This window comes from Actinoplanes sp. NPDC048967, from assembly GCF_040649415.1.
Classification (GTDB): Bacteria; Actinomycetota; Actinomycetes; order Mycobacteriales; family Micromonosporaceae; genus Actinoplanes.
In genome coordinates this window covers 194,348-200,559 of record NZ_JBEZFL010000014.1, presented here as the reverse complement: position 1 = coordinate 200,559, position 6,212 = coordinate 194,348, and the positions used below count along the sequence as shown (strand labels likewise).

At 70.9% G+C, this 6,212-nt stretch carries 5 protein-coding genes; 4 read left to right on the top strand and 1 reads right to left on the bottom strand.

What is annotated here, in order from left to right; genetic code table 11:
• The first annotated feature begins 1,769 nt into the window (after nt 1-1,769).
• Together AB0C12_RS41270 and AB0C12_RS41265 are read left to right on the top strand one after the other, a co-directional pair.
• Nucleotides 1,770-2,366, top strand: coding sequence for an RNA polymerase sigma factor (locus AB0C12_RS41270; protein ID WP_360556351.1), 597 nt, complete (start codon nt 1,770-1,772; stop codon nt 2,364-2,366).
• 112 nt (nt 2,367-2,478) lie between these two features.
• Complete coding sequence (locus tag AB0C12_RS41265) at nt 2,479-3,159, top strand: hypothetical protein (RefSeq protein ID WP_360556350.1); 681 nt, start codon at nt 2,479-2,481, stop codon at nt 3,157-3,159.
• Between the two features lie 55 nt (nt 3,160-3,214).
• Here AB0C12_RS41265 and tyrS read toward each other — a convergent pair whose 3' ends face one another.
• Nucleotides 3,215-4,456 carry a tyrosine--tRNA ligase gene (gene tyrS, locus AB0C12_RS41260; protein WP_360556363.1) on the bottom strand — a complete coding sequence of 414 codons (1,242 nt, stop codon included), beginning with the start codon at nt 4,454-4,456 and terminating at the stop codon, nt 3,215-3,217.
• Between the two features lie 101 nt (nt 4,457-4,557).
• On the opposite strand from tyrS, the gene AB0C12_RS41255 reads away from it, so the two are divergent.
• Together AB0C12_RS41255 and AB0C12_RS41250 are read left to right on the top strand one after the other, a co-directional pair.
• On the top strand, nt 4,558-5,319 hold the full coding sequence (locus tag AB0C12_RS41255; protein ID WP_360556348.1) for a UDP-galactose-lipid carrier transferase: 762 nt from the start codon (nt 4,558-4,560) through the stop codon (nt 5,317-5,319).
• A gap of 49 nt (nt 5,320-5,368) precedes the next feature.
• Nucleotides 5,369-6,211: an LPXTG cell wall anchor domain-containing protein gene (locus tag AB0C12_RS41250; protein WP_360556347.1), complete on the top strand. Its 843-nt coding sequence runs from the start codon at nt 5,369-5,371 to the stop codon at nt 6,209-6,211.
• Nucleotide 6,212: the final 1 nt, after the last annotated feature.

The following is a 6,212-nucleotide window of genomic DNA, read 5'->3' as shown; positions in this document are numbered from 1 at the left end:
TCTAGCACCCTGTTGAGTTCTCAAAGAACAACCACACACCGAAAACCCGCCGCCCAACCAGACGACCCGCTCCCGGGGCACTCGTTCAACTTTACCTGCGCTATTTCTCAGCGTCAAATCCGGGTTTTACCGGTTTTGCGTGAGAGTTTCGCGCAAGTCCCCCGGTCCGTAGCTTCGGCCGAGAGCCGCGCACGACTCTAACCGATGCTATTTCTGGGGGTTCGCAGGACGGCCGGTAGCTGATCTCCCTGACCGGTTTTGCTTGGCCAGTTCGTCCTGCTTGCCTCGCCCGTTTCCCTGCGGCTCCCAAAACATTACCCGCTCCTCCCGGGAGCGCCAAATCGGCCCCCCGTGGCCCCCGCCACAACGCTTCGGGAGGGCCTCAGACCGCCGTTCGCAGTTCGTTGAGCTGGGAAAAGAGCGCTGGGTAGCGGCGTCATCCGATTGGGTAGTGACACCAGACGACGGCGCGCACGAGAAGTGGCATGGCGAAGTTGCATCGCGAGTGGCGTAGTTGAGCTCGGGTCTTGGGAAGCCGGAGGCTGCGCACGGCGAGCGGGTAGATCAGACAGGCGGACGGGCAGGACCAGGCGGGCGGACCAGGCCGGCAGGCAGACCAGGCCAGGCGCACAGGCCAGGCAAGCCGAGCGGGCCAGGCGGGCCAGGCGGGCCGGGAAGGCGCACAGGCCGGGCAGGCCAGGAAGGGCGGGCAGGTCCGGCGGGGCGGGAAAGGCGGGCAGGTCGGGCGGGCCAGGAAAGGCACGCAGGTCGGGCGGGCCAGGCGGAACAGTAAAGACGGGCAGGCCAGGCGGGCCAGGCGGGCCAGGCGGAACAGGCCAGGGCAGCGAGGCTGGCCAGGAAAGGCGACCGGGCTAGGCCGGCCGGGTGGGCGAGGGAAGACGGGCGGGCCAGGCGGGCCAGGAAGGCGGGCGGGCCGGGCAGGCCAGGAAGGGGGACGGGCCGGGCAGGCCAGAAAGGCGGGCTACGGCGGTAGGCCAGGAAGGCGGACAGGCCAGGCAAGCGTGGCGGACCAGGAAAGACGGGCAGGCCAGGCAGGCCAGGAAGGCGGACGAGCCAGGCGGCCAGGAAGACCGACGAGCCAGGCGGCCAGGAAGACCGACGAGCCAGGCGGCCAGGAAGACCGACGAGCCAGGCGGCCAGAAAGGCCGACGAGCCAGGCGGCCAGAAAGGCCGACAACCGAGGTAGGCGGGTGGAACGGGCAAGAGCAGGGACGAACTCGCGGCGGAGGCCCGTACCGGAACTCGGCGACCGGAATTCGCGCGCCCGGCTGGAGCTGGATGACGAAGCAAGGTCAGGACTCCGGCGAAGCCGCCGGGCAAAACCCCGGCATGGGCGAAGGCGGGACAGCGCAGGTCCAGGTCGGAGACCGAGGCCCGGCCGGGAGCGCGGATAACCGGCCGGCCAGCAACAGACCCCGGACGCCCAGCGGCATCGAGCCCGCACCGGGCCAGGCCCGGACCAGAACCGAGACCGGCCCTGGAACAGCCGAAGGCCGAGGCCCGGCCCGGAGCCGGCCCAAAACGAACGAAGACTGAGGCCGAAACCAGCGCCGGACGCGCAGGCCATGCCGCACCCACCAACCGCGCCCCGGAGTGTCAAGGCCAAGAACAGCCCCCGGGAGACCGACAGAAGCGGACCAACACCCCCGTCGCGCTCGGGGTGGCGTCCGCGGCCGGCCGCTCGGCGTATGGTGCTGCCCTTGGTGGGATGTGCACGTTTCATGCGATAGGGAGCCGACGGGATCACCGTGTCCGATGACGATGACCTCCTCCTCGCGCTGCGGGCTGCTCAGGGTGGTGATGAGCGGGGTTTTGCCACTGTTTGGCGGGCCTTGCAGCCTGCTGTTCTCCGGTATCTGCGGGTTGTCGTCGGTGATGCCGCCGAGGATGTCGCTTCCGAGACCTGGTTGCAGGCCGCCCGGGATCTGCATCGGTTCTCCGGTGATTTCGGGGCTTTCCGGGGGTGGCTCTTCCGGATCGCCCGGCATCGCGGGATCGATGAGCGGCGGCGGCTGGGCCGTCGGCCTGAGGAGCCCGCTAGGTCGGTGAATGCCGAGCTTCCGGCCCGGGATGCCGCTGCCGAGGCGCTTGAAGGTTCCGATACGCGGTGGGCCCTGGGGCTGATCGCCTCGCTGCCTGCCGATCAGGCCGAGGCCGTCATGTTGCGGGTGGTCGCCGGGCTGGATGTCGCCACCACGGCCGAGGTTCTCGGTAAGCGGTCCGGTGCCGTGCGGATCGCCACGATGCGGGGGCTGCGGCGGCTGGCCGCGCATCCGCAGGTGCAGGCGCGTCATGCGCCGGTGGCCGGTTCGCCGGTTGATCCGGCTCTGCCGGAGGGGGTGTAACGCGGTGGGGGCATGGAGCGCTCTTCGGTCTGCGATGTCGATGAGGCGAGCCCGCCGGATCGGTCTCTCCGAGGCTGATCGGCTTGTAGCCGGTGCACGGCCGGACCCTGGCATGGAGGGTCTGGCCGAGCTGCTCGACGCCGCCAGGGCTTCCACCCCCGGGGAGGATCTGGCCGGCGAGCGGGCGGCTGTGGCCGGTTTCCTCGCCGCCCGGCAGCGTGCTGTACCGACCGCGCCGCCGAGGAGGGACCGTGCGGTCAGGACGTTCGCGATGAAGGTGGCTCTCGGATTCGCTGTCCTGGCTTTCGGTGGCACCGCCTTGGCGGCGCGGGCGGGCAGTTTGCCTCCGTCGGTGCAGGAACGCGCGCACGACATCTTCTCGGACGTGGGGGTGCCGGCTCCGGAGGCGTCGACGCAGCCCACTGCTGGTGGCGTGACCACGTCAGCCGTACCGTCTCCGCTGCCGAAGCCGTCCCGCAGCGTGACTGCCTCGCCTGCCGTGCCCGCTGTCCTGGATCTCTGCCGGGTCTGGGACGCCGCCCGGCAGGATCCGCCCGGTAAGGCCGTGCCGGCGCCGGCCCGGCGGGCGCTGGCCGCGGCGGCCGGCGGGATGCCGAAGATCGACGATTTCTGCCGCGAGCTGCTCGCCAAGCCGGCCGGGACGAGCAAACCCACTGACCCCGGTACGCCCACGAAGAAGCCGAAGCCGACGCCGCCGGCTCCGGGCAGGCCTACGGTCATGCCCAGCCACCCCGGTGCGGGGCACGGGAAGCCGTCGGGTCCGGCCAAGTGAATGCCGCGGGGGCAGGCCCGGTGTGGGGCCGGCGTGCCTGCCGCCGCGGCGTTCCTTACTTGATCACTTCGACGCCGGCGAAGGTGCGCTTGCCGCGGCGCAGGACCAGGAAACGGCCCTGGAGCAGCGCCGACTCACCGACGGTGGCCTCGGGGTCGGTGAGGCGCTCGTTGTTCAGGTACGCGCCGCCCTCGGCGATCGTGCGGCGTGCCTCTCCCCCGCTCTTGACCAGGCCGGACGTCTGGAGCAGGGCCGTCACGGTCGGGAGCTCACCGCGTACCTCCGTCAGGCCGGCCTCGGACAGCGCGGCCCGCAGCGTGTCCGCCGAGAGCTCCTCCAGCGATCCCCGGCCGAACAGCGCCTGGCTGGCGGTGACCGCCTGCCGGGCCTCCTCCTCGCCGTGCACCAGCGCGGTGATCTCGAAGGCCAGCTCGCGCTGGGCCAGCCGGGCCTGCGGCCGCTCGGCGGTCGCCTTCTCCAGCTCCTCGATCTCCTCGCGGCTCTTGAAGCTGAAGTAACGCAGGTACTGCGGGATGTCCCGGTCGTCGGCGTTGACCCAGAACTGGTAGAACGCGTACGGCGAGGTCATCGTCGGGTCGAGCCAGGTGGCGCCGCCCTCGCTCTTGCCGAACTTGGTGCCGTCGGCCTTGAGGACCAGCGGGGTCGTGAAGGCGTGCACCGGGCCGGCCCCGCGGCGGCGGACGAAGTCGACCCCGGCGGTGATGTTGCCCCACTGGTCGGAGCCGCCGAACTGCAGCGAGCAGCCGTGCCGGCGGTGCAGCTCGTGGAAGTCGTTGGCCTGCAGCAGCTGGTAGCTGAACTCGGTGAAGCTGATGCCGGTCTCCAGGCGGTTCTTCACCACGTCGCGGGCCAGCATCTTGTTGACCGGGAAGTGCTTGCCGACGTCGCGCAGGAAGTCGATCACCGACAGGTCGCCGGTCCAGTCCAGGTTGTTGACCATGGTGGCGGCGTTCTCACCCTCGTACGTGACGAACGGGGCGAGCTGGTCGCGGATGCGCAGCACCCAGCCGGCGGTCACCTCGCGCGGGTTGAGCACGCGCTCGGCGGACTTGCCGCCCGGGTCGCCGATCTGGCCGGTCGCGCCGCCGACCAGCAGCAACGGGCGGTGCCCGGCCAGCTGCAGGCGGCGGGCGGTGACGACCTGCATGAGGTTGCCGACGTGCAGGGAGGCGGCGGTCGGGTCGAAGCCGACGTAGAACGTGATCGAGCCGCCGTCGAGGTGCTTGCGCAGCTCCTCGGGGTCGGTGGAGTCCTGGATCAGTCCGCGCCACTGCATGTCGTCAACGAGAGTCACCGGGAAATTGTCCCGCACCGGGCCGGGCCGCTCACACCGGGTTTCGGGATGCCGCGGGTGCGGCCGGGTGCGAGGCTGGGGCGATGAGTCGCCTGGGTTCCGCCGCACCGCCCGTCGAGCTGTCCAAGAAGCAGGCCAAGGAGCGGCTGGAGACCGCCCAGCAGCGGCTGCTGCGCCTGCGGCTGCTGCTCGGCGGCCAGATCGGCAACAAGAAGATCGGCCCGCCGCTCTGTGTCCTGTTCGAGGGCTGGGACGCCTCCGGCAAGGGCGGGGCGATCAAACGGCTGGTCGCGCCGCTGGATCCGCGGCACGTCCGGGTGTCGCAGTTCGCCGCGCCGACCTACGACGAGAAGCGGCACCACTTCCTCTGGCGCTTCTGGCCCAAGCTGCCCGGCTGGGGTGGCATGACGGTGCTGGACCGCTCCTGGTACGGCCGCGTCCTGGTCGAACGGGTCGAGGGCTTCGCCACCACGAAACAGTGGACCCGCGCGTACGACGAGATCGCCGAGTTCGAACGGACGCTGACCGCCGAGGGCGCGATCCTCATCAAGTTCTGGATGCACGTCTCGGAGGACGAGCAGCTGCGCCGGTTCGAGGACCGGGCCGGCGACCCGTTGCGCCGGTGGAAGCTCACGGACGAGGACTGGCGCAACCGGGACCGCCGCGCCGACTACGAGGTCGCGGTGGCGGAGATGCTCGACAAGACGGACCGGCCGAAGGCGCGCTGGCACGTCATCGCCGGTGACGACAAGCACTACGCCCGCCTGGCCGTCGTGGAGCGGGTCGGCAAGACCGTCGAGAAGGCCCTCACCCGGCACGGCTACAACATCCACGACGCCGACTGAGCGGCGGCGGGGCAGAGGGATTTGCCGATCCCTTGTATGGTCCCCCGTCGTGAAGACCATCTTGCGCGCACTGGGCGCTGCTTTCGTCACCGCCGGCGTCCTGGCGGTCCCTTCGGTGGCCCTGGCGGCCGAGGACGTCCCGCTGTTCGGGGCGCTGACCGAACGCGACGCGAACGGCCGTTCCGTCACCTACCCCATCCACCGGGGCGAGACCATCCCGGTGGTGCTGGGCGTCACCAACCGCGGCACCGCGCCGTCAGCGGGCGTCGTGGTCAACATCCGCACGTTCAACGACCTGAACCTGCCCAAGAGCTTCACCAACTGTCTGTACTACACCGACAGCAACCTCGACGGCGCGTGGTGCGAGTTCGAGCCGGAGCTGCCGGTCGGCGGCACGTACGCGCTCTCGCCGTTCGAGGTCTCGGCCGAGGACGACGCCGAGGACATCAGCGGCAGCATCGTCTTCCAGTGGTTCCCCAAGGACTGGGCCGACGAGAACGGCGGCATCAAGAAGTTCGCCGAGCGCGACAGCCGTGGGGACCAGGCGCCCGTGGCGGGCACCGGGGCGAAGCTGGCTCTGGAGCCGCGGGAGCTGCCCGTGCCGGCGCAGACCGAGCGGGTCGGCTTCGCGTTCGTCAAGCTCGTGATCCCGGCGACGACGCCGCCGACCACCGCACCGACGACCGCGCCCACTTCGGCGCCGACCGCCACCCCGACCGGCACGGACGCCGCTCCGGCGACCACCCCGCCGGCCGACGGCGGCGGTAGCGGCGGCGGACTGCCGGTGACCGGCATCAACGCTGTCGCCATCGCGGGCGTCGGCGGCCTGCTGCTCGTGGCCGGTGTGGTCGCCTTCCTGGTCACCCGCCGCCGCAACAAGTTCACCGCCTGAG